Raw genomic sequence first — 26,643 nt, 5'->3', positions numbered from 1 at the left:
ACAGAATTTTCTATTTTCCTGCAGGATAAAAAGAAATTCTATATAATTCAGCAAACTTTTTTATGAATTTTTTTATAAAACTTTATAAAAATTTTAAAATTATTATTTACAATAGAACATGAAGGGTATCGTTCAAAGTATGTAGCATGTACTTTTCCTTATATGTCTATTATTTTAAATTTTTTGTTTATTGTCAATACTTTTTTTAAAAATATTTAATAATCATATCATTATTTTTTTATTATATTTTCGCAATGAATAAGGATTGGAGGATTTCTATGCATGATTCTGTTATTTTCGCTAGAAATGTAACAAAATACATTGGAAATTGTTTAATCATTGATCATATTACGCTAAAAATATATCCAAAGGATATCTACGGCTTGTTAGGCATCAACGGAGCCGGCAAAACGACTTTCCTTCGGCTCATGACAGGTCTTATTGCACCTACGGAGGGAGAAATCCTGATTCAAGGAATAAATATAGAAAAAAACAGAAAAAAAGCACTTTTAAAAATGGGTGCGATTGTAGAATCTCCTGTTTTTTTCCCCTTTATGTCCGGTCGAAAAAATCTGCAAAATTTGGCAAGGCTAAATCCTTCCATGTCCGGAAAAGAACAACTGGAGAAAGTAGAAGAAGTGTTAGAAATTGTAGGACTTTCAAATCGGGGAGATGACAAGGTGAAAACATATTCTCTGGGAATGAAGCAAAGACTTGGCATTGCCCAAGCATTGTTAAACAATCCTGATCTAATTATTTTAGATGAACCCTTTAATGGTCTTGACCCTATTGGAAAAAAAGAATTACGGGATTTAATTGTAAAACTGCAAAATGAAAAGAATATTACTTTCTTTATATCCAGCCACTTGCTTGATGAGCTCAGATACTTGTGCAATAAATTTATGATTATTCATCAGGGAAAAATGATCTGGCAAGGAGACAAAGAAACACTGCTTTCAACAACCAACACCGGCAATGACTTGGAGGAAGCCTTTATCCAGTTGATTCAGAATTATCATTGATATCCGCTGTCTATCTGCACAAATTATGAATTGGAGAAATATTCTTTATGGATTTCATGATAAATCTATGAAAATATCCTGCTGCCACAAGGTGCTTTAAAGGAGTGGATAAACAAAATGCATCAAATAATCTTCTCAGAATGGGAAAAATTATGGCAACGCAAAACTCCATGGATTTGTCTTTCTTTGATTCCCGTGATTCTATTGGCGACCTTGGTTTTCTATCTAAAAAATAATGCCCATGTTGCGGCGGAAAGTCCGGAATATGTTGTTTTTTTAAATTTCCCCGTGGCTGCATTGCAAGAACAGCTCATCAGTGCCTTCAACATCGCAGCAATTTTGCTGACGATTTTATGCATTACGGAAGAATATACAACAGGGCAACTAAGATTTGTCATATTGAGGGCTGTTTCCCCCCTTCAAATCATCATGGCAAAAATGATTGTTCTATTCCTGACCATGCTGTTATTTATGATAATTTATTTTATCGGAAGTTTCCTATTTGGGTATATCCTGCTGCCTAAGACCAGCCATGCAGCATTTTTCTATCACAATCAACCCTTTTCTCCCCTGAGGGCCCTTTTTTACAGCCTGCAATACTATGGAATTTCTTTTTTCACTTTAATGGCCTTTGGGTCTGTCATCGTGTTTTTCGCTGTCATCAGTAAAACTGCCACCGGTGCCGCTGGAAAAGGCCTTGGCTTTCTGCTCCTTTTCATCATTTATCCCGCACTCCTTCAGCTTTTTGTGGACATCAGCTCGCCACTCTATGGAAAACTGACTTTTTTATCTATTCCTTATATTCAATATCAAGGCATTGCACTGATACTTTCAGAAACAAAAATGCTAAGATCTTGGATTTTTACGATATTGTCAGCCTATATTACATTCTTTAGCGGATTATCATTTATTATTTTCAAAAAACAAGATTATTATTTTTAAGGAGGTATGAGTTTCTTATGATGGCTTTGGTCGTTAGCGAATTAGAGCGCATATGGAGTCGTTCAAAAACAAAATTTCTTTTTGTCTTGGTTGTTTTATCAACCTTATGTATATCATTATTCTTAAAGACGATGGGGATAGGCTTTTATACCCAGGAAGCCACTGCAACATTGAATTCCCTTAATTTTTCAGTTTTTGCCCTCCGTGAAATCCACTTGCTGCTGTCATTGGTTGTTTTGCCTATTCTATTTGTGGACTGTCTGAATGCGGAATATGCCACAGGAAGTCTGAGACTGGTAATGCTGCGGCCTTATCATAAATTTGAATTCTTTCTTGGGAAGTGGATTGCCCTTGCCTTGACAGTCTCTATTTTTCTTCTTGCCATATTTGTGTCCAATACCTTGCTGGGTTATTTGCTTTTGCCTTCTGTCTCCGGCACTGTTTTCTATCATATTGATAAAATTTACACGCCCTTTGCTGCATTTCTATATAGCATTCGATTTTATTTTTGGGAATGGATCTTATGCATATCGTTGCTTTCTATCGGCAGTGCAGTCTGTTCCCTCATCCCCAATGCCGTCGTTTCTATTGCAGCAATACTGGGAGTTGTCATTGGTGCTCTATATCTTTCAAAGGATACCTTTTATTTTTTTATAAAAAGTACGGAATATATCTTTTATGTTTTATCAGGAAGGGTTTCCCCCACATCCTTCATCATTCTTTTTGCTGTCATGATTTCAGGTTTTATACTCAGCCTGATTTTATGGCAAAAAAGAGATTTTTTCTATTGATTTTTTCTCATAATTTTACTTTGTCTGGTTCTATTGTATAATAAAAGAGGGGAGGTAATCTATGCCATGGGTGAAAAAATATTAATTGCCGATGATGAAAAAGATATATTATCATTTTTAAAAGATTCTCTGCTGGAGGAAAATTATGTTGTCATGGAGGCTTCCAATGGTGAAGAGGCAATTCAAAAGGCAAAATCTCAACCGGACCTTATTCTTTTAGACATTATGATGCCCCATAAAGATGGTCTGGAGGTATGCAGGGAAATTCGAAATATGGTCCACTGTCCCATTATTTTTTTAACAGCCAAAGAAACAGAACAAGATAAAATACAAGGATTTGCGGCAGGCGGGGATGACTTTGTTACCAAACCCTTCAGTATAATTGAATTAAAAGCCAGAATCAAAGCTCATTTAAGAAGGGAAAAAAGAAAAGCATCTCAAGGAAAATCAAGGCTTATTTTTGATGACCTCATCATTGATCTCACAGAAAAAACCGTTTATTGCAAAAACCAACCTGTTCTTTTTACAAAAAAAGAATTTCATATTATTGAATTGCTGTCAATGCATTGTGGTCAAGTATTTTCTAAAGAGCAAATCTACGAAAAAATTTGGGGTTATGATGCGGTAGGAGATGCTTCCGGCATCGCTGAACACATCAAAAAAATCAGACAAAAATTGACTGCTGCCGGTGTGGTGAAAAACCATATAGCAACTGTATGGGGAGTCGGATATAGATGGGAAAAAATTTAGTACATCATTTGTCTATTCGCAAACAATTTATATTATTTTCTTTTACTGTAATGATACTTAGTTTTGTTTTTACATTGATTACTTACATTTTGTTTTTTTATCTGATCAACACAAACATTTTATTAAGAAGTGATTACCACGTTCCTAAAGTACAGAAGCTAAGAGATTTCGTTTACGAAAAAGGATCTCTCATTTTTGATCAAGAAAACCAAAAGGTTTTTGATGCATTGGTACACTCCACCAATATCAAATATGAAGTGAGAAATTTCAACGGCGATATCCTATACAGCAACACCGGCAAACCCCTGGACGAGCAACGGCAGTTCCCATCAGAAGAAAAAACCATAACCCGGCTCACCGGAAAAGTCACAAAATACATTCCTGTTTATGTGGATAATCATATACAAGGGTATGTTTTAATTCAATATTATTTAAGGGTAAGTTTTCCTGATCCCAGATACAACTTTCTAGCCCTTTTCCTTGAATTATTTACCTTCTTTTCCCCTCTGTTTTATCTTGTCCTTTTCATCATTATATTTGCCAAATTATTCAGCAAGCATATCAATATACCTATGAAAGAATTAATACATGCAGCAGAAAAAATCCGAAATCATGACCTGGATTTTACCATTGCCTTCGATGCTGATAATGAAATCGGATTGCTTTGCAGAGCTTTTGAAAAAATGAGAAAAGAATTGCATGATTCCCTCATCAGGGAATGGCGCCAAGAAGAAGAAAGGCGGGATATGATCAGAGCCCTGTCCCATGATCTGCGTACACCCCTGACCATCATCAAGGGTCATGCGGAAGTGCTGATAAACAAAAGCAATCCTGATATAGATATGATCAAAAGATATTTATCCTCCATCGAAAAGAACACGGATTATATGATTGGTTTAATTGAAAACATCAATGAACTGTCAAAAATGGAAAACCCGGACTTTACCCTTCGCTTCCGCCTTGAAAATATCATTCATTTTATTGAAACGAAAGCAAAGGATTTTCAAACCCTTGCATTCAGGAAAAAAATATCTTTGTCGGTAAAAATAAATGATGTCAGAAAATACAATCACCCGTTTTTTATCGATCCGGTGAGATTATCACAGGTCATGGACAATATCCTCTCAAACAGTATCAGATTCACCCCGGAAAATGGCTGTATCGCCATTCATGCCACAATTGATGATCACAAAGCCCATTTTGAAATAACAGATTCAGGACCCGGATTTTCTAAAAGGGATCTTGCCAACCTTTTTAAGAAATTTTATCAAGGAGATCTTTCCAGATCTCAGGAAAAGGGTCATGCAGGCATTGGTTTATATCTGTGCAAGATTATTATTGAAAAGCATAAAGGGAGTATTACTGCCCGAAACAGTGACCGTGGCGGTGCATGTATAGAATTTATCATTCCTTCCCATCCGGAAAACCTGTCCTAGGAGGATGACAGCCTCAAAAAAATTGAATACTCTCAATGCTTTGTCCTTTATTCCCCTGCACTTATGGCTACTTCTTTATACGCATCACGCAATAATCCGTTGTTTACTAAATCCATCAGATATTCTTTAAATGCATCTCTAATTTCTTCCCTCTTCAAAGCAAATTCAACGGTAGCCTGCAGAAAACCCAGTTTGTCTCCCACATCATATCTTTTTCCCTCAAAATGATAGGCATACATGGCCTGCTGTTTTGACAGGGCTTTTAAGGCATCCGTAAGCTGTATCTCTCCACCAGTTCCTGGCTTTAAATTTTCCAGTATATCGAAGATTTCAGGTGTGATAATATATCTACCTAAGATAGCAATATTGGAAGGTGCTTGATCTACTGCCGGCTTTTCCACTAAATTCTTTACCTTATACACCCCGTCTTCGATATGCTTCCCACTCACAATACCGTATCTGCTCACATCTTCTTTTCGGACTGTCTGCACTCCTAAAACCGTTGTCTTATACTCGTTATAGATATCCATAAGCTGTTTCAGACAGGGTGTTGAAGCATCTACAATATCATCCCCTAACAATACCGCAAAGGGTTCTTTGCTGATAAAGCTTTTAGCACAATTGATAGCATGTCCAAGTCCTTTTGGCTCTTTCTGTCTGACATAATGTATATTCACCATATTCGATATACTTTGAACTTGTGCTAATAGCTCCTTCTTATTTTTTTGCTCCAACTCCAATTCCAGTTCTATTGATCTGTCAAAATGATCTTCAATAGCCCTCTTGTTTCGGCCTGTAATAATCAAAATATCCTCTATTCCCGATGCTATAGCTTCCTCGATGATATATTGGATCGTAGGCTTATCTACGATGGGAAGCATTTCCTTAGGTTGTGCTTTTGTAGCTGGTAAAAATCTTGTTCCCAGCCCTGCTGCTGGGATAATAGCCTTGCGCACTTTCATGGTTCGGTTTCCCCCTTATTCTTCAAACCCTTGCGGATGACTGTTATGCCACCGCCATGCTGTTTCTATTATATCATATAATGTATATTTGGGATGCCATCCTAATTCTTTCTTTATTTTTTCAATGCTGGCAATCAATATATCGGGATCTCCCGGTCTACGCAAGGATATCTCCTTAGGTATTTCTTTCCCAATAAACTTTTCTATCTCTAAAACAATCTCCTTAACGCTGAAGCCCTTTCCATTTCCAACATTATATATTGTAGAATCTTTTCCGCCTTCCAGGGCTTCCAAAGCCAAGATATGGGCTTCTGCTAGATCACTTACATGGACATAATCTCTTATGCATGTCCCGTCCTTTGTATGATAATCATTCCCATATATGATTAGTTTGTCTCTTTTTCCTAAAGCTACTTGTAGAATAATAGGAATCAAATGACTTTCCGGTGAATGGTCTTCTCCTATCTCCCCGGTTACACAGGCACCGGCAGCATTAAAATAACGAAGGGCTATATATTTTAATCCATATGCCATATCGTAATCTTCTAATACATTCTCTATCATCCGTTTCGTTCTGCCATAGACATTCGTTGGCTTTAGCTCTATGTTTTCTTGAATAGGTACTTCTTTAGGTGACCCATACACAGCAGCTGTTGATGAAAACACAATTTTGTTTATACTGTTTTTTAGAATTGCATCCAGTAATTTGATCGTTTTTATCACATTATTATGATAATATTTTCTTGGCTCCATCATAGATTCCTCAACAAGGCTGTCCGCTGCAAAATGTATAACGCTGGTTACGTCATACTTTTTTATAATTTCTGTTACCAGCTCTTCATTGGAAATATCTCCTATAACTAAATCAGCACCCTTTACCGCTTGTTTATGCCCTTTTTGCAAGTTGTCCAGAACAACAACACTTCTCCCTTTGTCTACCAGTGCCCTTACTGTATGGCTGCCGATATATCCTGCCCCGCCTGTCACCAGTACAGTCATTGTTCTCCTCCTTTTAATAGGCATTTTTATTGATAAATCCCTTGAATATTGTTAAAAAGATAATCTTTATATCCAACCACAAACTCCAGTTTTCTATATAGTAAATATCATGCTCAATTCTTCTTTTAATCGACGTATCTCCCCGCCAACCGTTCACTTGTGCCCAACCAGTTATTCCGGGACGCACATGGTGTTTAATCATGTATTTGGGGATTTCTTCCCTAAATTTTTCTACAAAGTACGGTCTTTCAGGCCTTGGACCAATTAAACTCATATCCCCTTTTAAAACATTGAAAAGTTGAGGAAGCTCATCAATGCTTGTCCTACGAATAAAATTGCCAAATTTCGTCTTTCTTGGATCATTTTTTGTCGTCCACTGGGTCTTTTCTTCCTCGTCCTTTTGCACCTTCATACTTCTAAATTTATACATTTCAAATGCTCTTCTATGAAGTCCTACACGAGTTTGTTTAAACAGCACAGGTCCCGGCGATGTCAGTTTGATCACTGTCGCAGTCAGTAACAATATGGGGGATGTAAGGATGATTCCTGTAATAGAAAGTACAATGTCCATTGTTCTTTTTATTAACTTATTGAAAGCATCATCTAAAGGCACATGGCGAATATTGATAATGGGTATATCATCTAATTGGTCCACATAGGGCTTCGCAGGTAGATACTTATAATAGTCAGGAATAATCTGAGCTTTCACGCCGTATTTTTCACAGGTTTTGATGATGTTATTTAAACGATCATATTGTTTTAAAGGTATGGCAATTATTACTTCATCCAAATCATAATTAAAAATTACCGTGGGTAAATAATCTATATTTCCCAGTACATACCCATTACCTATTTTGTATCCCACCTTCATCTCGTCATCCAGAAAACCTACTATATTGTACCCCAAATGCTTGTTTTGTTGAATTTTATAGGCAAAGCTGCACCCTAAATCCCCGGCACCAATGACTAGTACATGTTTTTGATTAAATCCATGCTTTCGAAGTTCTCTCAGCGCTTTTCGCAACAACACCCTTTCAGAAATGCTTAATAAGACGCTGAATATTACAAACAATAGTAATACATATCTTGAGTAATGGATTTGTTTTACAATAAACAACATACTAATCAGTATTAACAATCCAATGATGTTCGCTTTTATCAAGGTCAATATTTCGCTGTCTATTTTTTTCATTCTATGGGGCGCATATAGTCCTAAAGCATTATAAATCAAAAGATAAAGAGGAATAATAAAAACAAGAGGGACCATATAAGTTTTAAAATCCAAATGCCATTGGCTGGGAGCAAATATTTCTGTTTCAAATCTAACCAGCCAAGCTAAAATTAGTGCTAGAGAAATGATTATACTATCTATAAGGATCAAAATGCTATTTAAAAGCTTTTGGTGGCTTTTGATCATTTTTCATGCCTCCTAAAACCTTTGAACCAATTGAATAACAATTTTATAGCCAGCATAACGCCTATACCCGTGTATGTAATGCATTTTACAGACCATGGATATTTATATCTGTAGTGCTTGTGGTAAAAAAGATACATGGCCCGATAAAACTCGTAAATCAATTTAGGATTCTTTTTTTTGCTGCTGCCGCCTTTATAATGGATAATCTTTGTCTTTGGATAATATACAATTTTCCATCCGACTTGCTTAATTCGATAGCACCAGTCAATATCCTCTCCGTACATAAAAAAATCCTCATCTAGAAGGCCCACTTGCTCAATCACTTCACGTCTTATCAGCATAAAAGCCCCTACAAGACAGTCCACCTCATGAGTTTGATTTTCATCTAAAAAAGTAAGATTGTATTCACCAAATTTTTTATGGTGAGGAAATATGTGATCTAGTTTTAATGCATGATATAAAGCGTTTTGCGGTGTAGGAAAACTTCTTTTACATGCTTTATCCAGACTCCCATCAGGCAATTCCACTTTACATCCTGCAGCTCCTACATCCAAATGTGTATCCATAAACTTTATCATGATTTCCAAAGTGTCTTCTATAACCAATGTGTCAGAATTTAGTAGCAATATATATCTTCCACCAGCCATTTTTATTCCAATATTATTTGCTTTGGAAAATCCAAGGTTTTGATTATTTTCAATGAGTTTGACTTGAGGAAATTCTTTTTTGAATACCTCGACGCTATCATCCTTTGAAGCATTATCGACCAAAATCACTTCATATAAAAATTTATTATTTCCAGCATATATAGACCTTAATGTCTGTAGTGTTAGCTCTTTGGTGTTATAATTAACAATTATAATTGATAAATCCATTAAATAACATCCTTTTTATTCTTTTTTTCATTCTTCACAGATTTTACCTCTTTTTATTATATCATATAATGACCTCATAGCAGAAAAATATGTTATTGAGATATTAACTTACCACATACGTTACAAAATTATGATTACCATCTTACAAAACCCCAAAGCTTACTTCTTACATACCTGAGTGTATTCATAAAAAGCATGCCTTCAATTTTTATATAATTCCAGAAATGCTTCCTTTCGTATTTTACGCGTCGAATCTTTTTTAAGCTTTTTAAACCTTCACATAAACCGTTCAAATATACTCTTCCATATCCTTTTTTTACAAAAAACATATACTTTATTAAAAACCCTATGCATAGAAAAGGAAGATTAAATAATAGCTGAACCAAAGGCATATTTTTATATGGCACATAAACATTATTTCTTGCAGCTAGTTCTATTTTAAACTCATTATATTTGCCCTTACTTGTACCACTACCAATATGATATACTATTGCATCAGGACAATACACATTACGATATCCATAGATCCTTGCGCGATAACCTATATCCACATCTTCCATGTAGGCAAAAAACTGCTCATCAAAATCGCCTATTTGATTAAATATTTTTCTCCTATATATGGCTGCACCAGCACAACTACTAAATACTTCTTCATTTTTGTCGTATTTTTCTATACTCTGCCCATCGCCTCTCTTATAAGCCCATCCTAGAATTGTATATGCATCCCCTGCGTCGTCAATTTTTATTCTATCATAATATTGAATCATTTTGCTGGAGCAAGAAAATATACGATCATCTTCTTTTATACATTGAATCAAATGATACAGCCAGTCTTCTTTTACTTCTGTATCATTATTTAACAACACAACATATTCTCCTTTTGCAATTTTAATTCCTTCATTTACAGCTTTGCTAAAACCATAGTTTTTATCCAACTTAATTAATTGAAAATTAGGATAATAATAGTCACTTATTATTTTATAACTGCTATCTGTTGAAGCATTATCAACAATGATTGTCTCAAAGTCTTTAAAAGTTTGCCTACGCAAAGCGTCTAGGCAAACTTTTAAGTATTTTCCCCCGTTATAATTTGGAATAATAATTGATACTTTCATGTTAACAACCTCTGATATAGAATAATATAGTTTTTTTCATTATTGACAAATACCTGTTCAAGATCCATAAAATCTAATAATGCCTTATGCATATCATTTTTCTTTATTTTTTATCTATCTGGACAGTCAAAAGTTTTCAAAAATAAAGTAACTCTTTTAAGCGATTTTATGATATCCTTAAGTTCTTGGAGACTATAAGGAGGAAAAAAATCACCAAAAGAGCTGCTCTCTGTAGTTTATCATACTCTTTCGGTGATTGACTACAAAAATGATAAAATTTATTGATAAAATTTTAGAGAACTTCAGACCTTGTTTTTCCAGATATGCCGCCTACCAGTGATTTGTCATTATTGTTGTTGGTTTTATGCTTCGCTCAGATACCCTGGGCATTACTTCCGTTATGCGTGATTTAGCTATTTCTCCTAGATTTTACGAGACAATGCTGCACTTTTTTCGTGCTAACTCCTGGTCTTTAGAATCTCTTGCAAATCAGTGGTTTCACGTAGTAAAAGAATATGCCCCTGTTTACTATGAAGGGGATGCTGCTGTCCTCATCGGGGATGGTGTAAAGCAAGCAAAAGAAGCTCACTATATGCCCGGAGTAAAGAAACTCCATCAAGAATCTGAGAATTCTTCCAAGGCTGAATATATTTTTGGTCATATGTTTGGTGTAGTTGGGGTACTGGTTGGCGATATCAATCAATGGTTTTGTCTTCCCCTTTTTATTAACTTACAAGATGGTGTTTCCACTATTTTTAGCTGGAAGGATTGTCCAGAAATACAGAATAGCCACGTGGGTCAAACGGTAGAGAACGCTTTTAAAATTACAAAGGTTATTGGGAAATCCATACTTCTTCTTGATAGATATTTTCTATCTATCACTGCCCTTGCCAAACTTAATGAATGAAATACTGCAAATGATAGCGATATGCAGATTGTAACGAAAGCGAAACAGTCCTGTGTTGCTTATAAAAAAGCACCTCCTAAGAAACCCGGAAGAGGCCGCCCACCCAAAAAAGATGAAGCCGTAAAACTCAAAAACCTCTTTGAAACAAAGAAGGATTCTTTTATAGAAACAACCATCATGATCTATGGAAAAGAAGAAACCATTCGTTACTACTGCATCAATCTTCTTTGGGGGCAAAAGCTATACCAAGAGCTGCGGTTTGTCCTTGTAGAATATAAAGGAAGCCATTCTATTCTGGTAAGCACTGATACGACTTTAGAGCCTACAGCCATCATTCGCCTTTATAGCTATCGCTTTAAAATTGAATGTACCTTTCGTGAGCTGAAACAAGTAATAGGCGGATTTGCCTACCGGTTTTGGAGTAAGTCTATGCCTAAGCTGAAACGCTACCGAAAAAAGAATGAAAAACATCCTGTTGAGCTGATTGAAGATGAAAAAGCTAAGGAACGAATTGTCCAAACAGTAAAGGCAATAGAGGGTTATGTGATGTGTTGCTGTATCGCCATGGGGATCCTTCAATTCGTATCATTAAAGTATTGCGGCTGTATAGATACGACTAAGCTTCGCTACCTGCGGACTCCATCTAAGGAAATTGTATCAGAAGCAACAATAGCCCACTATTTACGGAGAAATATTTTTTCCATTATGGCTAAAAATCAGGAAATTTTAATAACAAAAATAATTATGCAAAAGCAGTTAGAACCTGAATTCTATGAGGATTTACAGGTTTCTTAGTGTTATCAAACTTTTGACTGTCCAGGCTTCTTAAAAAGGTGACGATATTTCAATAAATATTGCCTTATCGTTTGAATCAATGAATCTTTGGATATACTAATCATATCAGATACCCCTAGGGTGTTGATGGTGATAAAATTAATACCTAGGATTCAGGTATCTGATTTTGTTATTTTTATCCATCCTAATTCACGATTTCTTATAAAGTGATATTTTACACTAAACACCTCCAATAATATATGCCCTGTACTAGCTTATCTAATTATTTTTCTTATAATTTCAGCTATTCTCCAAACTTTCGTCAATTTTATATCTCTTATATGATTATTTTGGGCTTGAATTATAGTTTCAAGTTCATTTATTATTTTTTCTTTTTCATTTATTAATTCCATATATTTTTCTGTTTCAATAGCTAATTTTTCATTTAACATTTCTACTGCCTTTTGACACTCATCAAGTTGAATGTCCTTGATCGCAATAAAATGTTTTAGCTCTGTTAAAAGAGAATTCTCATATTCAAAAATCTCACCTTCGCTATAGGCATCTGTAAAGTAATTTATATATCTTTTCCATGTATTAATAAATTCTTTTGAAATATATATTTGTACATCGTATTGCATATTCGCTTCTATCATAAAATAAATTAAGCATAATAGTTTTCTTGTAGCTCTATTAATTTCGATATAATATTTTTCCTTCAATATTTTATTGAATTCTTTTACAACTTTATTATCTAAGTCGCATAAGAAGAGATAGTAACTGTATATTAAATTTTCAGTATATTTTTGTAAGCCAAGATCAAACATATCTTTGTAAAGGTAATAGAAAAACCTAAGTGGTTCAATAATTGTAAGCGTAGATTCTTTACATGTTTCCAAATCTATTAGAACAACCTGTCCATTTGTTTTTTTTATTATATTAAAAGGAGTAAAATCAAAGTGTGTAATTCTTTTTGTTATAGGAATATTAGTAAATAATTTTAATAATTCTTCTATGCTTTTATTAAGTTTTTGGTATTCATAATAATTTAATTTGAAATTTTTACAAAATTCTTCCTTAATATGCTCAATTTCTTGCTGAATTGTTTCAGAATCCGATTTTTTGCTAGGTATATTAAGATTGCATAATAGGTAGTTCATATCGTTAAGACTTTCGATAAATATGCTTTCTAGTAAGTGCTGGGTATACGAAGGAGAATTTTTCGCTTCATATATCAAATTTGAAATCGTTTTTCCATCAATAAATTCTTGTATAAATACTATCCTATCGTCAATTTCAATTAGCCCTAAAGGTTTAGCAAAAATATCCGGTAAACAGTCATATAACTGTTTTGTATTATTATACTCATTAATAATAGAATACTCGTAATTTTTTAATTTTGCAAATTTACATACCAAAAACGGTCTTTCATCATTTTCTTTGAAAAAAATAGCAATTATCCTACTTCTAGATAAATCTTTTCCTGGCGAACTGGAAATTTGTATAAATTTTAATTCTTCATCTCTATTTTGAATAATATTCTTTTGAATATATTTTTTTATACTATTAATCACTTATTTCACCTTTCCTAGCAAGAATTCCATAAGAGGATATGTAATTTTCAATATTTGAAACTTTAGCAGCAATATTTTCTAAAACTTGAATTCTTCCACTTAAGTTGCGTAAACAGTCTTTTTTCAAAATATTCTCATTCCAGTAACGGACTACTTTCCCATCTAAATCCATTATAACTTGAATGGTTTTATAATCGGGATAAGGGTAATAAAATTTGATTTCCTCGAATCCAATTTGTTTTAGCATACATGAGTATTCTATTTTATCGTAAGTATAAGTTCTATATTCTCTTCCTAATATTTGTTTAGAATACGCATTTGCTTTATCTCTTTCCAAATAACAAATTTCTGGTAACATTGTATGATCATCTTCAGCTCCTAGTAGATATTTAAATCCATATCTATTTTCTATTCCTATATATATATACCCTCCTTCTTTGAGTATAGAATATACATTTTGCAGTGCTTTTAATTGTAAATCATATGGGTTTCCATGATTAACTGAAGCTCCAACCCACTCTAAGACACCATTTAATATCACAAGATCAAATTGGCAATCAGAAAAAGGAAGCTCTAAAATATTTGCATTAACAAATTCAAAAATATTTTTGTTGTTCTCTTGAATTGTTCTTTTTTTTACAAAGCTTAACCTATCAAAAGTACCATCTAAAGCTACTACTTTTGCCCTGTATGATATAGGAAAAGCAAGTGTCCCCCAACCCGTTCCTACATCCAAAACAATAGATTCTTTTTCTAGAGGTACAAGATAATGCCAATCTGCTCTATTATTATCTGTTATTATATAATATAAAAACGGATAAGAGTTAGCAAAATATTTATATACAAGTTCTTTCCAGTCAGTATAATCCATCTCTTTTAATAAATTCTTCATATCTCTTTCACATAAGTCCCCATAATAATTGGTATTCGTATCAAATATCTTAATTCCATCCTTAATACAATATTTGTGCTTGCATTTTGTGCAAGACATATAATGTTCTTTTTTTTCTAACGCTCCTCCACAGCACAAACATTTATATCTAATCAATATCTTCACCTCTAACTTGTTTAACATCTATAGTCATTCCTAAATTTGTCAAACCAAAACTTTTATCAATAGGGAGTATTTTAAATTTTATTAAATCATATCTTCTATCAATTGGTATTATTGTACTGCCTCTTAGTTCTACAACCCCTAATGATATAAAGTAATCCCCAACTCCTAAATTAAGGCAATTTATTGTAAAAGTAACTTCCTTAACATCTCCCTTTTTTACAGACTCAAAAGGCTTTTGTAAATAATAGGTGTTATTTCCATATACCTCCAAACCGCTCTTAGTTTTAATTGTTGCTGCATAAATAGGCTGTTTAATGTCTTTATCAAACTTTACTTTATATTTTATAAAACATTTTTCCGCCGAATGTATTATATCAACCTTTTTATTTTCTTTATTATAAAAACCATATTCAAATATTTCACCTTCTCCTGAGCCATATCTATATTCCGATGTGGTTTCCGTGTCTCTATTTTTTACAGAAATCTCATTATTTTCTGCAGCCATTAAATTTGTGTATTGGTTTACTATTGTATTTGGATCCCCTATTGCATGAACTCTTCCATTATTCATTAAAATGGCATAGTCGGTATATTGTTTAATAGCACCCATATCATGAGTAACTAGAATAATCGTAGTACCCTGTTTTTTAAATTCTTCAAACTTTCTATAGCATTTTCTTTGAAATGCAATATCTCCCACAGCTAAGGCTTCATCTACAATAAAAATATCAGGCTCAACATTGATGGCCGCAGCAAACGCTAATCTTACATACATACCACTTGAGTATGTCTTTACTGGTTGATCAATAAATTCTCCTATCTCAGCAAATTTCTCAATTTCTATCATTTTTTTTTCTATTTGGGTATTGTTCAATCCCATTAATGAACAATATAAAATGACATTTTGTCTACCTGTAAATTCTGGATTAAATGCTGTACCTAATTCCAGAATAGATGAAATTTTACCATTAACGATTATTTCTCCTGAAGTAGGCGGTAATATTCCACAAATTATTTGCAATAAAGTACTTTTTCCTGATCCATTTCTCCCTATAATTCCAACAGTTTTTCCTCGTTGTATGCCAAAAGAAACACCTTTTAGTGCCCAAAAATTATGATGGTATTGTTTTTTATTAAACCAAAGCAATTCTTTCAATCTATCTATTGGTTTTTCATAAATTTTAAACATTTTTGATACATCATTTACTTGAATTACGTATTCCATATTTAAATACCCCATTTAATTGCATTTAAATTTATTTTTAATAAACTAACGCATTGCACTAGCACAACAAAGATTAAATTATTTGTATCCTTTTCTCGTATAACCTTTTTTTAATAAAAAATATAAAACTTTCTTCCCTAGTTTTATTAGATAAGGAGCTCTTCGTCGAATAACTTCTAATATTTTCCACCCGAGCGTATCTTTCATTGCTTGAATTTCTCTTTCTAATGAAACTACTCTATCATAAAGCTCTAAATTAATATTTTCATCTTGTCCACTTATGGAGATATTTGCCCTTTTATATGCCTCGAATATAAATCTTGCTTTGCTACTATCTAACATATCATGCTGTTTTTCTTTTCGTATCACTGCCTGATAGATATTTTCATATTTCCTGCACATTTCTAATATTGTAGGTATATGGATATCCTTTATTTTTCTTTTCATTGCAACATATTCTTCTCTATTTTCCTTAATATATTGAATTTTTTCAAGTAAATTCAATGGATTTGCATTTGGTGGTACCATCCAACCTGTTCCATATTTTTTTACTCTTTCTCCTAATGCTCCTACATCTGTTACCAATACAGGTATTCCTGCAATAAGCGATTCAGATAATGTATAAGCATAAGTTTCAGGCACACATGAAAGAATACACACTAAGTCAATCTCTAAATTTCGCAGTATACTTACAATTTCTTCCCTTTCGTATCTTCCGTATTTCACCAGATCTTCTCTTTCTAGCAAACTCAATTTTTGATCTCCAAGGTTTCCTATTAAAAACCATTTTATAGCTGAATCTTTATTCATTTGTATTATATCATGTATTTTATCGCTCCCTTTGTAAGGTGCCAATCCCCCGATAAATGCTACCTTGAATTCATTATCTTGCTTCATAGCATCCGGCTGTTTTTTAATTATTTTTTGAGAAACCCCATGTTCAATAACATCAATATTCAAATTAAGGTCTTTGTAATGTTGCTGAAAAATTTCTTTTGTCGATTGTGAAGGAGTAATTATTTTGTGAAATTTTATTATTTTTTCTTTTACTTTTCTTTGCCATATATCTAAAAAATTCTCATCATAACCAAATTTCTCTTTTATGCATAATCTGCACATTTCTAGCCCACTAGTAGTTTTACAATACTGTTTATTTGTATCTAACATTTCAATCGTGGGACAAATCATATAGAAATCATGCAAGGTAATAAGGCAAGGTATATTGAGCTCTTCACAAATATCTACAATGTCAAATGTATGTCCTTTTAAATGTTGAACATGTACTAAATCAATTTGGAAATAGGTAATAATTGTCTGAAGAAACTCTTTATATTCTTTGGAATGAAATGTAGATTGTCTAATTACTCCTTCAAAATTAAACTCAAACATAATTTTTTCCTTACCAATAAAAGCTTCAACATATAATTTGTTACTAGTATGACTAGGTATAATAATAAAACTATTGAATTCATTTAAGTTTTTTATAATGTCATAAGTATGAAATTCAGTACCTCCTCTTGGATGATTAATAGGTCGGTCAACACCATTATGGATCAGAAATAATATGTTATTTTTTTTATTTTTTAATTTAATGTTCAATTTTATATTTTCTTGTATATCTTTCAATGGATTTTTTTGTATAAACTTATGTACTTCAATATCATAGTAAGGATGTTTTTCTAATAATATTTTCGAGTTTTTCTCAATTAATTTTCTTTTTTCTTCTTTAAATGATAAACTTCCTTTATGGTAGATAAAAGTATTATCACAAATAACATTAATAAATCCGTGCTCAATAAGCCTACAACAAAAATCGTTTTCTTCTCCATATCCTTTTCCAAAATTAACTTCATCAAATAGTCCTACTTTATCAAGAGCTTCTCTTTTAATATACATACAAAAGCCTACAGCTGTTGGTATTTCGACACATTTCCCCAAACTAATTTTTTCTATTCTTTCAGCAAATTCTTCTAACGAAAAATGTTCAGGTACATTGTTATCCTCGCAAAAATTTGGTACAGAACATATTGTTCCGTTATTTGTTAATGGTGTAACAGTAGCAACGGACTCATCTTTATATGCATACTCTCTTATCTTTTTCAGCCAATTCTTTGTTACTACTGTATCGCTATTTAAAAGTAAAACATCATTTTTTGAAAGACTCATGCCTTTATTAACTGTTTTTACAAAACCCATGTTTTGATCATTTCGTAGTAAAATGAGATTCTTAATCTTCTGACTTTCTAGCATTTTAAAATATGTTCCTATCCTAGCATCAGTACTTTTATCATCTATTAGAATAAGATAATAATCTTCTTCATCTGTATTTTTAAAAACTGATTCTACACATTCCTTTAAATCTTCATAAGCATTATACACGGGAATAATTATATCACATTTCTGCCTGTTCACATTTTTTACCCCCATCAAAGAACATTTGCAAAATCTCTTTTTAAATATTTAAAAATCATACCACCTAATATAAATAAAATAATACTTGTTAACGTCAGAAATTTAATACCATAATAATCTATAGATTGATAGCCTAATATTGCACCTCTATATCCTTCGACAATAAAATACAAAGGATTTAAACGCATAAATGTCAACACTTTTTCAGGAATTTGATATCCAGGATAAACTATCGGTGTTGCATAAAACCATATATTTAATATCACACTTACTACTTGAGCGATGTCTCTAATAAATACATTTAAAGATGATACTATCCATCCTAGGCTTAACCCAATTATTCCTGCATAAAATGTATATAATAAAAACAATATCATGCGTATATTTAAAATTATAAATTTAAAACTAATGCCAATAAAAAACAGCAGGCTCATGGCAATCATGTGATTTACAAAACTTGAAATTACTAATACAAGTGGTAACACCTCCGATGAAAAATTTAGTTTTGTAATTAAACTTGCATTTTCAAGTAACACACTTGATGATCTACCAATAATTTCTGATAAAAATATCCAAGGAAACAATCCGCACATCAACCATATTAAAAAATTTGGGTTTGAATCATCTACACCTAATCTAACTTTTAATACAGCAGAAAACACAAAATAGTAGATTAAAAGCATAGTTAAAGGTTGGATAATAGACCATACAAAACCCAATATTGATCCTGCATATTTTGCCTTTAAATCTCTTTTGACCATATTTTTTATAATATACCTATTTTGTATTATTTTCCTTAAAAAGTTAACAAATGAATACAATTTATCACGCACCTTTTATCTATTGCCATACATTTTTTCATAATATACTTTATATTCCCCACTTCGAATTTTTTCCCACCATACTTTATGGTCTAAATACCATCCAATTGTCTTTTCAATGCCTGCTTCAAAAGTATATTGGGGTTTCCATCCTAATTCTTTTTGTATTTTAGAGGAATCAATCGCATATCTCCTATCGTGCCCAGGTCTGTCTTTTACATACTTGATCAAAGTTTCAGGTTTTCCTAGTTTTTCTAGTATAGTTTTTACAATCTCAATATTGGCTTTTTCATTATTTCCACCTATATTGTACACTTGGCCAGATTCTCCTTGATGAAGCACTAAATCAATTGCGCCGCAATGATCCTCCACATGAAGCCAATCCCTGATCTGCAATCCATCCCCATATACGGGTAATTCCTTATCCTCTAAAGCATTAGCTATCATAAGCGGTATTAATTTTTCAGGAAATTGGTATGGTCCATAATTATTTGAACATCTTGTTATATTTACTGGCAATTTAAAAGTTTCATGATATGCTCTCGCTAGTAAATCTGCGCTTGCTTTACTTGCTGAATATGGACTGTTTGGTGCCAATGGTGTTTCCTCTGTAAAGTATCCTGTTGATCCTAGCGTACCATATACTTCATCGGTAGAAATCTGTATATACTTTTCAATTCCATATTTTTTCGCAGCATCTAATAAAACTTGTGTTCCCATGATATTTGTTTCTACAAATATTCCTGGATTCTCTATACTTCTATCTACATGGGATTCTGCTGCAAAATTAATAATGTAATGAATACCGTCAGAAACAATTTTATCCACCAATTCTTTATCTGCAATACTCCCTCTTATAAACTGATAGTTTGGATGACACTCCACACTTTGTAGATTTTCCAAATTACCCGCATAGGTCAATAAATCAAGGTTAATAATTTTATAATCTTTGTATTTGTTCAACATATATTTTATGAAATTGCTTCCAATAAAACCCGCCCCACCTGTTACTAGTAGTTTTTTCACATTATCACCTCTTATTTAAAGTCTATTGGTGTATCTTCTAATTTCCTCCAGTTCCTGTCCTTTTCTGATAATAATACATTTTCTATACCCTCCAACGGCCATTCTATACCTATATCAGGATCATTCCAAATAATTCCACCTTCATCTTCCGGATGATAATAATCCGTACACTTATATGTAAATTCAGCTTCTTCTGACAGTACTAAAAACCCATGAGCAAATCCTTCAGGTATATAGAATTGCCTTTTGTTTTCTTCTGATAAAATCACACCGTACCATTTTCCGAAAGTTTTAGAGTTTTTTCTCAAATCGACTGCTACATCAAATACTTCCCCTTTAGTTACTCTTACTAATTTTCCTTGGGGATATTTATATTGAAAGTGAAGTCCCCTTAGTACACCTTTCTTTGATTTGGATTGGTTGTCCTGCACAAAAACCATATTCAGCCCTTCTTCTTGAAAGTCTTTCGCATTGTATGTTTCCATGAAGTATCCCCTGTTATCACCAAAGACGGTAGGCTCTATAATATATAACCCCTCTATATTAGTCTTAATAAAGTTAAACTTTCCCATATTCTCACTCCTATAGCCCTTCTGCTACCGCTACTAAATACTTTCCGTATTCTGTTTTCATAAGGGGCGCCGCCAATTTCAGCAGTTCTTCCTTTGTTATATAGCCCATTCTATAGGCAATTTCTTCAAGACATGATATGTACAATCCTTGTCTTTTCTGTATTGCTTCTACAAAATTACTAGCTTCTAAAAGACCATGATGGGTTCCTGTATCCAGCCAAGCCATGCCTCGTCCAAATAATTCAACTTTTAATTTTTTTCTCCGCAAGTATTCATTGTTTACTGCCGTAATTTCAAGTTCTCCTCTAGCAGAAGGCCTTACATTTTTAGCAATTTCCACTACATCATTGTCATAGAAATACAATCCTGGCACTGCGTAATGAGATTTCGGTTTTTGAGGCTTCTCTTCAATGGAAATAACATTTCCATCTTTATCAAATTCTACTACACCAAATTCACTTGGATTCTTTACATAATACCCAAAGATTACAGCCCCATCCTCTAAGGCAGCAGCCCTTCTTAAAATTTCAGTAAATCTTTGACCATAAAAGATATTATCTCCTAATACTAAAGATACTTTATCATTCCCTATAAATTTGTCTCCAATGATAAAGGCTTCTGCCAATCCTCTGGGCATTTCTTGCACAGCATAGGAAAAAGATACACCCAATTGCCGTCCATCTCCAAGCAGTTCCTCATACATAGGCAAATCCCTTGGTGTTGATATAACCAAAATCTCTCTTATCCCTGACAACATCAAAACAGATATGGGATAATAAACCATTGGTTTATCATATATCGGCAATAACTGTTTTGAAATTGCTTTCGTGATAGGATATAATCTTGTCCCTGCCCCTCCTGCTAATACAATTCCTTTCAAATCTACCTCTCCTCCTCTATAATAGACAAATATATTCCCTCAATGCCTCTTTGTAAGATCTTAAAGGTGTATACCCTTCCAGCTTCCAACAGTAATTTTCTAACACAGAATATTTAGGCCTAGGTGCCGGTCTGTTTAATTCCTCCGTAGTAATCGGATTCACCTTGATATTTATATGGGTAATGTCAAAGATTTCTTTCGCATAGTCATACCAAGAACAGTAATCGCTATTCGTAATGTGAAATACACCGTAGGTCTGTTTTTCAATTAGCTTTTCAATTGCTTTCGCCAGATCAAAGGTATAAGTAGGTGACCCAATCTGATCATTTACAACATTCAATTCTCTTTTTGTTTTGCTAAGATTTATCATGGTCGTAACAAAATTTTTTCCATTTAAGCCATAGAGCCAAGAGGTACGCACAATATAAAATCTGTCTAATACCTCTCGAACATAATTTTCCCCGGCTAGCTTACTTTTTCCATAAATGCTCAAAGGGTTGGTGTTATCAAATTCTTTGTAGGCCTGTCCTTTTAGCCCATCGAAAACATAATCCGAGCTTATGTACACCATGGATGCTCCAATTTCGTTGCATGCCACAGCCACATTTCTGGCCCCCAATGCATTCACTTTATAAGCAATATCCACATTGCTTTCGCAGCCGTCTACCTCTGTATAGGCTGCAGCGTGTATAACAATTTGTGGCTTTAAATTTTTAACCCATAAAACTGTCTTATCTATGTCTGTTATATCAAAGTCATAACTACTTGCTTTTACTACTTCATGTTCCTTGCATAAAACCTTTACCAGGTCATGTCCTAACATACCACTTGCACCGGTAACAAGTATCTTCACTTTATGGTACACTCCCTTATCACAGATTTACTGACTCTTTAAATTTTGCATCAATTCTTTTGCTTTATTTATATTTTCTTGTGTTTTGGGTGTAGTTTCTACAAATCTTACCATATTATTCATCTGTACTTTTTTTCGAATCTTTTCATTTAATTCATCTATTTTTTTCTCAACAGCAATCACTTTCTCTAGGCAAGTCAGGGAATCTTTAATTTTCCCATCTTTTGCATATTTTTCTGCAATTTTCAAGTAGAAATGCGTTTTCATTCCATAAGTCGATGAATCTAAAGGATGATATTTTTCCAAGCTGTCTATCGTTTCCAAAGCTTTTTCTATAAAACCATTGCTTGCATAAAACCTTGAAGCATTTATCAATATTTCATAGTTATATTTTCCTCGCTTTACTGACATATCTATATAACGAGCAGACTCCTCTATGAGTTGCTGGTCTTGCTTTTTCTTTCCTATAACATTTGCCAGATTGGCATAATCTGCCGCATACGTTGGTTCAAAAGGAGCAAATCTCACCGCTTGCTTAAATTTCTTCATTCCAAGTTCTGGCTGATTGTCTTGAACAAGCTTTATACCTTGATTTGCTGCGTCAAAGGCCATATAACTCATTATGCTCATGAAAAGGAAAAATACTGTCATACCTAAAGTCCCATATACAATGAAATTTTTGAATTTTCCATCTTTCTCGCGGATGTTTCTTTCCATGCCCAATTGGGCTCCTACTAGCCCCCATACAAAAATTGCCATAGCTGCCAAAGATAAATCAAAATCAATTGTGCTATGTAGTAATATGCTTATTACAGACACAAACATAGCAGTAATTTTAGCTTTATCGGATGGTTCTTCAAAGATTTTGTACGCCCTATATGTGTTATAAATATATATTAGTATTAATATTCCAAATACTGCCATTCCTAAGGTTCCAATCTCAATCCACAATTGTAAGTAGTAATTATGGGCTTGTGTAGAATTGTAGCCATAGGATTGATACATACGGTAGAGCGTACTCCAGCCACCTCCACCTGTACCTAATATCGGATAGTCTCTGATAATAGCAAAAGCATCCTTATAAAATACCGTTCTTTCAGTAACTGTTTCCGCTCCAAAGCTAATACTTTGAATCCTTTGGCCAATGTCTGCAGGCAAAAAACTCAATATTTTGTCTTTTGCCAATAGCCCTACAATGGGCACCATCAATGTTCCTATGGGAATAATAAGATTATATATTTTTTCATTTAACTTCACTTTCTTTTGTGCTTTTTCTACCAATAAACAAATCATTGTAGAAACAGTCATTCCTATAATCATCCACAGCCAGCCAACAGATTTATCTGTGGCTGTCAATACGGCATTAAATTTATTGATTACTGCTGCCAACCCCGCAATATTGCCTATAAAAAGAGCTATGAATCCTTTTTTATATTTTATTGGTACAAATAAGTAATATATAAAGGCGACAGGAGGAAATAACACCCATGCTCCTCTTGAGTAAGATAAAACGAATCCCAACATGAATAAGAAAGTTGAAGCACCAATTGCATATCTCAATTTTCCTTCCAAATCAGAATAAACCATATAAGCTAGAAATAATACGGCCAAGCAGTACGCTCCAAAGGCATTGTGATATTGAAAAGTAGAATTCATCATTCCGCCTTCAAATGCACCTTTATAATGAAAAGTTTCTAGTGCAGAACCTATGCCTATGAAAATCACTAAAATTCCTGCAGTAATTAAAGTGATAAGTAGTTTTATAAGTTTTTCTCGGTTATTTATCAATCCTTTGGTTAAGAAAATAATGAGCAGATAATGAATATATTTTAAAGTTTCTTGTATAGCTAGATTTTTATTCACAGCAATAAAACTGGCAATCCCATACATGAGTACCAATAGAAAAAAAGCTATTTCAAACTTCGTATATGTATTACCTGTTCTTTTTCTCTCAATAGCGAAAAAATAAACGAAAAATAATATTGCCGTAAGTATATGGGTAGGCATTAATTCCTTTTGAAAGAATAATCCTCTAAAAAAAGGCGGATAAAACAACAGAATTAACAGTGCATAAAACAAATATTTTACTAGTGTCCTATTTTCCTCATAAGTTCCTTTAGTTTTTAATAGCTTTGCTTTCTGTTTCATACAGCAACCTCTTTTCCACACTAGGCCTTTCATCAGTATCATATTTTTTGTATATAAATCACCATTAGAAAATTAATCCTTAATTCTTTTCTATTTTTGATCCACCAATGCAAACATCAAAATACCCTTGCAGGCCAATTCATCGCCTACATAGGCCACGGCCTGAGCTTTTCCAATATTTCTCTTGATAGCAATCATTTCCACTTCCATCCTCAATGTATCTCCCGGTAACACTTGTTTTCTGAATCTTAGCTCATCGATTCCTGTAAATACGCCGATTTTTCCTTTGTTTTCTTCTAAAGAAAGCATGGCTACGGCGCCTACCTGGGCTAAGGCTTCCACAATCAATACTCCAGGCATGATGGGATTTCCGGGAAAGTGTCCTTGAAAAAAGGGTTCGTTGATGGTAACATTTTTGATGCCTACAGCCCTTTTGCCCGGTTCCATTTCTTCGATTTTATCTACTAACAAAAATGGGTATCTATGGGGAATGATTTTTTGAATTTCTATATTGTTCAACATGTTAATCTCTCCTTTATTCAATATTGGCTGCTAGCTACTGGCCACTGGCTAATCGCATTTTTATAAAGTATATATTCATTTTTATTGTACCGTTACACAACATAAATTTCAACAGTAGCAGGAGTTTTTGTGAAAAGATAGATTTTGTTTTAAAACCGCTTTTGTTCTCGTAAACATAATAAAAAGAGTTAGATTTTCTCCAACTTTTTATTATTCAACAAAATATTCGTAGATTCCTCTTATTTCTTCAAATTGTATTCAAATTGTAACATAAAGATTTTGTTACTCTATGTCTGGGTCTTCGTTTTTCCCGGACGTAAAATTCCGAGACAACTGTTTGTACATCTGCTGGGCCAGTCCGATCCCCTGTCCCATGGCAATGTTTTCGGCTACCTTTTCATCCAGCATGCCTTCGAACATTTCCCGCTCAAAGCTTCTGGGAATAAAGCCGTCCCTTTGCACGGTGCTTCGCATGGTCTTAAAAACCATATTCAAGAAAACAGCCTCCAGTTGCTTACAGGTTTCCATCAGTTTTTTTTCGTCTCGGTTTTCTTTGGCTTTTTCGAGAATTTGTTTGAAATCTTCTATTTGTGCTTTATCTTTTTGATGATAAGATGGATTTATGTCTATTGGTAAATTTGTGTTTATTTTCATAGCATTCACCTCTGGGTAGGGCTAATAGCCAGTGGCCAGTAGCCAGCAGCTATCCCTACCTTCTCAAGTTATTGGCTTGCTCCAGCATTTGGTCTGCCGTTTGGATGGATTTGGAGTTGATCTCATAGGCTCTTTGGGCGGTGATGAGCTTGATCATTTCCTCAACCACCTGCACATTGGATGTCTCCAAAAATCCCTGCATAATGCTGCCGGCTTCTCCTTCAAAGGCTTCTATGGCTTCACCGGAAGCAGTTGTTGCTTTATATAGGTTTTTTCCTATGGATTCCAGGCCTGCAGGATTTGCAAAACGTACAAGGGTAATCTGTCCTATTTCCTCAAGTTCTTCTTCTCCCTTTCTCTTGACGGTAATGATCCCTGCCTCCGACACATTGATTTCTGCAATATCTCCTCCCAGCTCGATATCTCCCCCATCGGCCTGCACATAGTATCCCTCGGAGGTTACCAGTCTTGCTTCATCATCTTCGATGCTCAGCTTGAAGCTGCCATCCCTTGTATAAAACAGGTTGTCATTTTCATCCCGTACGATGAAAAAGCCGTCCCCGTCAATGGCAAAATCTAAGCTGTTATTGGTTTGTTCAAAATTTCCCTTGATAAAGGAGCGGGTCGTAGCCATGGGCATAACCCCGTGTCCTACCTCCAGGTTGACAGGTTTTCCCTGCCCCTGATCCAGATTTGTTCTGTTGAGTGTTTCATAAAGAAGATCTTTGAATTCTACCCTCTGTTTTTTGTATCCCGTGGTATTCACATTGGCCAAGTTATTGGCGATGGTATCTACATTCAGCTGCTGTGCCTTCATACCTGATGCAGCCGTCCATAACGCTCTCATGGATTATCTCCCTCCTTATAGCCGTTAGCCGTTAGCAGTTAGCGGTTAGCAGTCAGTTGTCA

25 protein-coding genes are annotated in these 26,643 nt (G+C 33.9%); 7 read left to right on the top strand and 18 right to left on the bottom strand.

The annotated features are described in order from the left end of the window. Nucleotides 1-278 precede the first annotated feature (278 nt). From AN619_RS06230 to AN619_RS06210, 5 genes are all read left to right on the top strand, one after another. The gene (locus AN619_RS06230; RefSeq protein WP_068555838.1) at nucleotides 279-1,022 is read left to right on the top strand and encodes an ABC transporter ATP-binding protein; all 744 of its coding nucleotides are present in this window, start codon (nucleotides 279-281) and stop codon (nucleotides 1,020-1,022) included. 117 nt (nucleotides 1,023-1,139) lie between these two features. Further along, nucleotides 1,140-1,964, top strand: a complete 825-nt coding sequence (locus AN619_RS06225; RefSeq protein ID WP_068555835.1) for an ABC-2 transporter permease — start codon at nucleotides 1,140-1,142, stop codon at nucleotides 1,962-1,964. Nucleotides 1,965-1,981: 17 nt separating this feature from the next. Continuing rightward, the gene (locus AN619_RS06220) at nucleotides 1,982-2,755 is read left to right on the top strand and encodes an ABC transporter permease (protein WP_068555833.1); all 774 of its coding nucleotides are present in this window, start codon (nucleotides 1,982-1,984) and stop codon (nucleotides 2,753-2,755) included. Nucleotides 2,756-2,821: 66 nt separating this feature from the next. Then, a complete protein-coding gene (locus AN619_RS06215; protein ID WP_068555832.1) occupies nucleotides 2,822-3,505 on the top strand; it encodes a response regulator transcription factor in 684 nt (227 codons plus the stop codon). Then, nucleotides 3,490-4,941: a HAMP domain-containing sensor histidine kinase gene (locus AN619_RS06210; protein WP_068555830.1), complete on the top strand. Its 1,452-nt coding sequence runs from the start codon at nucleotides 3,490-3,492 to the stop codon at nucleotides 4,939-4,941. The genes AN619_RS06215 and AN619_RS06210 overlap by 16 nt, the downstream gene beginning before the upstream one ends. A gap of 47 nt (nucleotides 4,942-4,988) precedes the next feature. On the opposite strand, the gene galU is transcribed toward AN619_RS06210, so the two are convergent. From galU to AN619_RS06185, 5 genes are all read right to left on the bottom strand, one after another. Then, entirely contained in the window at nucleotides 4,989-5,903 is a 915-nt protein-coding gene (gene galU, locus AN619_RS06205; protein WP_068555828.1) for a UTP--glucose-1-phosphate uridylyltransferase GalU, read from the bottom strand. Between the two features lie 15 nt (nucleotides 5,904-5,918). After that, on the bottom strand, nucleotides 5,919-6,902 hold the full coding sequence (gene galE, locus AN619_RS06200; protein ID WP_068555826.1) for a UDP-glucose 4-epimerase GalE: 984 nt from the start codon (nucleotides 6,900-6,902) through the stop codon (nucleotides 5,919-5,921). A 13-nt stretch (nucleotides 6,903-6,915) separates the two neighbouring features. Continuing rightward, nucleotides 6,916-8,319 carry an undecaprenyl-phosphate glucose phosphotransferase gene (locus AN619_RS06195; protein WP_068555824.1) on the bottom strand — a complete coding sequence of 468 codons (1,404 nt, stop codon included), beginning with the start codon at nucleotides 8,317-8,319 and terminating at the stop codon, nucleotides 6,916-6,918. Beyond that, nucleotides 8,316-9,194, bottom strand: coding sequence for a glycosyltransferase family 2 protein (locus AN619_RS06190; RefSeq protein WP_068555823.1), 879 nt, complete (start codon nucleotides 9,192-9,194; stop codon nucleotides 8,316-8,318). The genes AN619_RS06195 and AN619_RS06190 overlap by 4 nt, the downstream gene beginning before the upstream one ends. Nucleotides 9,195-9,328: 134 nt before the next feature. Next, entirely contained in the window at nucleotides 9,329-10,309 is a 981-nt protein-coding gene (locus AN619_RS06185; protein WP_068555818.1) for a glycosyltransferase family 2 protein, read from the bottom strand. A 364-nt stretch (nucleotides 10,310-10,673) separates the two neighbouring features. Here AN619_RS06185 and AN619_RS16560 point away from each other — a divergent pair, with 364 nt between their 5' ends. Further along, nucleotides 10,674-11,216, top strand: a complete 543-nt coding sequence (locus AN619_RS16560; RefSeq protein WP_330382042.1) for a hypothetical protein — start codon at nucleotides 10,674-10,676, stop codon at nucleotides 11,214-11,216. A 21-nt stretch (nucleotides 11,217-11,237) separates the two neighbouring features. Beyond that, a complete protein-coding gene (locus AN619_RS16555) occupies nucleotides 11,238-12,011 on the top strand; it encodes a hypothetical protein (RefSeq protein WP_330382041.1) in 774 nt (257 codons plus the stop codon). 254 nt (nucleotides 12,012-12,265) lie between these two features. Here the strand turns inward: AN619_RS16555 and AN619_RS06175 are convergent, their stop codons facing one another. The 13 genes from AN619_RS06175 to flgG all read right to left on the bottom strand — a co-directional run bounded on the left by AN619_RS06175 (nucleotide 12,266) and on the right by flgG (nucleotide 26,581). Continuing rightward, nucleotides 12,266-13,564, bottom strand: a complete 1,299-nt coding sequence (locus AN619_RS06175) for a hypothetical protein (RefSeq protein ID WP_068555817.1) — start codon at nucleotides 13,562-13,564, stop codon at nucleotides 12,266-12,268. Beyond that, entirely contained in the window at nucleotides 13,557-14,612 is a 1,056-nt protein-coding gene (locus AN619_RS06170) for a class I SAM-dependent methyltransferase (RefSeq protein WP_198153250.1), read from the bottom strand. The genes AN619_RS06175 and AN619_RS06170 overlap by 8 nt, the downstream gene beginning before the upstream one ends. Continuing rightward, nucleotides 14,605-15,846, bottom strand: coding sequence for an ABC transporter ATP-binding protein (locus AN619_RS06165; protein WP_068555813.1), 1,242 nt, complete (start codon nucleotides 15,844-15,846; stop codon nucleotides 14,605-14,607). The genes AN619_RS06170 and AN619_RS06165 overlap by 8 nt, the downstream gene beginning before the upstream one ends. Nucleotides 15,847-15,924: 78 nt before the next feature. Then, entirely contained in the window at nucleotides 15,925-18,258 is a 2,334-nt protein-coding gene (locus AN619_RS06160; RefSeq protein ID WP_068555809.1) for a glycosyltransferase, read from the bottom strand. A 14-nt stretch (nucleotides 18,259-18,272) separates the two neighbouring features. Next, entirely contained in the window at nucleotides 18,273-19,079 is an 807-nt protein-coding gene (locus AN619_RS06155) for an ABC transporter permease (RefSeq protein WP_068555807.1), read from the bottom strand. A 15-nt stretch (nucleotides 19,080-19,094) separates the two neighbouring features. Next, nucleotides 19,095-20,105: a dTDP-glucose 4,6-dehydratase gene (rfbB, locus tag AN619_RS06150; protein WP_083525000.1), complete on the bottom strand. Its 1,011-nt coding sequence runs from the start codon at nucleotides 20,103-20,105 to the stop codon at nucleotides 19,095-19,097. Nucleotides 20,106-20,116: 11 nt separating this feature from the next. Continuing rightward, complete coding sequence (gene rfbC / locus AN619_RS06145) at nucleotides 20,117-20,677, bottom strand: dTDP-4-dehydrorhamnose 3,5-epimerase (protein ID WP_068555806.1); 561 nt, start codon at nucleotides 20,675-20,677, stop codon at nucleotides 20,117-20,119. Between the two features lie 10 nt (nucleotides 20,678-20,687). Then, a complete protein-coding gene (rfbA, locus tag AN619_RS06140) occupies nucleotides 20,688-21,557 on the bottom strand; it encodes a glucose-1-phosphate thymidylyltransferase RfbA (RefSeq protein ID WP_068555805.1) in 870 nt (289 codons plus the stop codon). A gap of 16 nt (nucleotides 21,558-21,573) precedes the next feature. Beyond that, entirely contained in the window at nucleotides 21,574-22,410 is an 837-nt protein-coding gene (gene rfbD, locus AN619_RS06135; RefSeq protein WP_068555804.1) for a dTDP-4-dehydrorhamnose reductase, read from the bottom strand. A gap of 27 nt (nucleotides 22,411-22,437) precedes the next feature. Continuing rightward, entirely contained in the window at nucleotides 22,438-24,558 is a 2,121-nt protein-coding gene (locus AN619_RS06130) for an O-antigen ligase family protein (protein ID WP_068555803.1), read from the bottom strand. 90 nt (nucleotides 24,559-24,648) lie between these two features. After that, the gene (gene fabZ / locus AN619_RS06125) at nucleotides 24,649-25,080 is read right to left on the bottom strand and encodes a 3-hydroxyacyl-ACP dehydratase FabZ (RefSeq protein WP_068555802.1); all 432 of its coding nucleotides are present in this window, start codon (nucleotides 25,078-25,080) and stop codon (nucleotides 24,649-24,651) included. 282 nt (nucleotides 25,081-25,362) lie between these two features. Continuing rightward, nucleotides 25,363-25,734, bottom strand: coding sequence for a rod-binding protein (locus AN619_RS06120; protein WP_068555801.1), 372 nt, complete (start codon nucleotides 25,732-25,734; stop codon nucleotides 25,363-25,365). 55 nt (nucleotides 25,735-25,789) lie between these two features. Next, nucleotides 25,790-26,581, bottom strand: a complete 792-nt coding sequence (gene flgG / locus AN619_RS06115; RefSeq protein ID WP_068555799.1) for a flagellar basal-body rod protein FlgG — start codon at nucleotides 26,579-26,581, stop codon at nucleotides 25,790-25,792. Between the last annotated feature and the right edge of the window lie 62 nt (nucleotides 26,582-26,643).

Source organism: Thermotalea metallivorans (genome assembly GCF_001562415.1).
Classification (GTDB): domain Bacteria; phylum Bacillota; class Clostridia; order Peptostreptococcales; family Thermotaleaceae; genus Thermotalea; species Thermotalea metallivorans.
The sequence above is the reverse complement of the archived record's forward strand: the minus strand, read 5'-3'. Positions and strand labels throughout refer to the sequence as shown.

What these genes read in the sequence shown, in the direction of transcription:
- AN619_RS06230 (WP_068555838.1), top strand. Translation starts at nt 279, where the DNA reads ATGCATGATTCTGTTATTTTCGCTAGAAATGTAACAAAATACATTGGA.
- AN619_RS06225 (WP_068555835.1), top strand. Translation starts at nt 1,140, where the DNA reads ATGCATCAAATAATCTTCTCAGAATGGGAAAAATTATGGCAACGCAAA.
- AN619_RS06220 (WP_068555833.1), top strand. Translation starts at nt 1,982, where the DNA reads ATGATGGCTTTGGTCGTTAGCGAATTAGAGCGCATATGGAGTCGTTCA.
- AN619_RS06215 (WP_068555832.1), top strand. Translation starts at nt 2,822, where the DNA reads ATGGGTGAAAAAATATTAATTGCCGATGATGAAAAAGATATATTATCA.
- AN619_RS06210 (WP_068555830.1), top strand. Translation starts at nt 3,490, where the DNA reads ATGGGAAAAAATTTAGTACATCATTTGTCTATTCGCAAACAATTTATA.
- galU (WP_068555828.1), bottom strand. Translation starts at nt 5,903, where the DNA reads ATGAAAGTGCGCAAGGCTATTATCCCAGCAGCAGGGCTGGGAACAAGA.
- galE (WP_068555826.1), bottom strand. Translation starts at nt 6,902, where the DNA reads ATGACTGTACTGGTGACAGGCGGGGCAGGATATATCGGCAGCCATACA.
- AN619_RS06195 (WP_068555824.1), bottom strand. Translation starts at nt 8,319, where the DNA reads ATGATCAAAAGCCACCAAAAGCTTTTAAATAGCATTTTGATCCTTATA.
- AN619_RS06190 (WP_068555823.1), bottom strand. Translation starts at nt 9,194, where the DNA reads ATGGATTTATCAATTATAATTGTTAATTATAACACCAAAGAGCTAACA.
- AN619_RS06185 (WP_068555818.1), bottom strand. Translation starts at nt 10,309, where the DNA reads ATGAAAGTATCAATTATTATTCCAAATTATAACGGGGGAAAATACTTA.
- AN619_RS16560 (WP_330382042.1), top strand. Translation starts at nt 10,674, where the DNA reads ATGCTTCGCTCAGATACCCTGGGCATTACTTCCGTTATGCGTGATTTA.
- AN619_RS16555 (WP_330382041.1), top strand. Translation starts at nt 11,238, where the DNA reads ATGCAGATTGTAACGAAAGCGAAACAGTCCTGTGTTGCTTATAAAAAA.
- AN619_RS06165 (WP_068555813.1), bottom strand. Translation starts at nt 15,846, where the DNA reads ATGGAATACGTAATTCAAGTAAATGATGTATCAAAAATGTTTAAAATT.
- rfbC (WP_068555806.1), bottom strand. Translation starts at nt 20,677, where the DNA reads ATGGGAAAGTTTAACTTTATTAAGACTAATATAGAGGGGTTATATATT.
- AN619_RS06130 (WP_068555803.1), bottom strand. Translation starts at nt 24,558, where the DNA reads ATGAAACAGAAAGCAAAGCTATTAAAAACTAAAGGAACTTATGAGGAA.
- fabZ (WP_068555802.1), bottom strand. Translation starts at nt 25,080, where the DNA reads ATGTTGAACAATATAGAAATTCAAAAAATCATTCCCCATAGATACCCA.
- AN619_RS06120 (WP_068555801.1), bottom strand. Translation starts at nt 25,734, where the DNA reads ATGAAAATAAACACAAATTTACCAATAGACATAAATCCATCTTATCAT.
- flgG (WP_068555799.1), bottom strand. Translation starts at nt 26,581, where the DNA reads ATGAGAGCGTTATGGACGGCTGCATCAGGTATGAAGGCACAGCAGCTG.